The sequence below is a fragment of the Methanocalculus sp. genome, from assembly GCF_029762515.1.
Classification (GTDB): domain Archaea; phylum Halobacteriota; class Methanomicrobia; order Methanomicrobiales; family Methanocorpusculaceae; genus Methanocalculus.
Window position 1 is genome coordinate 1 of the sequence record NZ_JARVGN010000454.1, and the last position, 1,718, is coordinate 1,718.

2 protein-coding genes are annotated in these 1,718 nt (G+C 57.9%); one reads left to right on the top strand and one right to left on the bottom strand.

The window, feature by feature from the left end; all coding sequences use genetic code 11:
* The coding region (locus QCH34_RS12080; protein WP_300334500.1) for an RNA-processing protein at positions 1 to 802 on the bottom strand (802 nt) is incomplete at its 3' end.
* A gap of 54 nt (positions 803 to 856) precedes the next feature.
* Between QCH34_RS12080 and QCH34_RS12085 the strand changes: the two genes are divergently transcribed.
* A partial coding sequence (locus QCH34_RS12085) for a calcium/sodium antiporter (RefSeq protein WP_300334501.1) occupies positions 857 to 1,718 on the top strand: 862 nt, incomplete at its 3' end.

Consider the following 1,718-nt stretch of genomic DNA (forward strand, 5'->3'; position numbering starts at 1 on the left):
CCGCCTCCCCCCGATAGAAGTCGATTCTGGCCGCAATCGCAAGCTTTGCAGCAAGCACCCGTGCAACCCTCCCCCGGATCTCACGGGGTGCGTTATGCACCCGGCGGTGCTGGAAGATGATCCCGTGTTTTGGGGAGGGCGAGTTCCCCCGGATATGGGAGAAGAGTGCGGCCTCAGCCCCGATCACCTGGACAGAACTGCCGGGCATCCGGGCAAGCTTCTCAAGCCCCCCGGCACGGGCCATGATACGTGCCGCAACAAGGCCGCCGACAAGCTCGCTTGTGTTTGGGATCACCAGTGCCGCGAGCCGTGAGACATCAGCGGCAAGTGATGTCCGGGCGGCAATCAGCCCTTCAAGCTCATCAGCCATTCCTCGCAGGGGACGGGATCTGCTCCGCCTGATCTTCGGAAGAACCCGCCTCACCGAACCCTGCCTCCCTTTCTGTGAGAATGCCGGGTTCGTCACCTGGTACCATTCAACCAGCCGCTCGGAGAGGAGATTGATCACCTCATCCAACTGGTCGAGCATCCTGACCATCTGGAGGAGTTCTGCATCCTTCCCCGATGCCGCCGCCTCGATCACCCCCTGTGCCTGGAGAATGGTGACCTCCCGGAGCTGCCGGATATATGCAGCACGATCAGGGAAGATGCCGCTTCCTTCGATCAGAGCGGGCGTAAGAGGGTGGTATACCTGCATATTGGTCTTTAATGACTCCACCCTCGCCAGCAGCTCAGCCGGTGACCCGCGGGAAGGAACAAAAACCCCCCCATCATCTACGCTCCCGCACCAGTACTCCGTCATTGCAGAAGAGATGATACCTCAGCACCTATATATCCGGCGACCGAATCTTTGGGTATGATCATCGAGGCGGCACTCTTTGTAGTCGGCATCATACTCCTTGTGAAGGGTGCGGACCTCTTTGTCGGCGGGGGGAGCGGGCTCGCCTCACGGTTTGGGATCACCCCGTCACTCATCGGGTTCACTGTTGTTGCATTCGGAACCTCGCTGCCTGAGTTCGTCGTCAGCATGAATGCAGGCCTGACCGGCAACCCCGAAATCGCAACCGGAAACATCATCGGGAGCAATATAGCCAATATCGCGCTTGTACTGGCGATCTGCGGGTTGCTCAATCCCCATGCACTCAACAGGCATGATCCTGCCAACAGCGGGGTGAAGAGACAGGCTCTGATGATGCTTGCGGCAACCGCCCTCTTTGTTGTCGTTGCATGGTCCGGGACCCTCTCCGTACCAGCAGGAGCCATATTCCTGATCGCATTTATCCTAATCCTGAGATCACTCTGGAGAAAAGGTAGGATCGAGGGGGAAATGCCCATTTTGGCAAAAGGCAGCCTCGATTATATCCTGACTGCAGGAGGGATTATCGCAGTCATCATCGGCGCACAACTTGTTGTCACCTCCGCTGTCGGAATTGCAACCGCCCTTGGGATCTCTGCTTTTGTGATCGGGATGACCATCGTCGCCATCGGCACCTCGCTACCTGAGCTTGCCACCTCAGCCGCGGCAATTCTGAAAGGCGAATCCGGTATCTCGGTTGGCAACCTGCTTGGGAGCAACATCTTCAACCTCCTCTTCGTGATGGGGATCATCGCCCTGATTGTCCCTATCCAGGTAGCAGAAAGAGGAGATCTCCTGATAATGGCAGTCTTCTCGGCAGCCGCAATCCCCCTCATCTATGCAGGCGAACGGGTAAAACGCC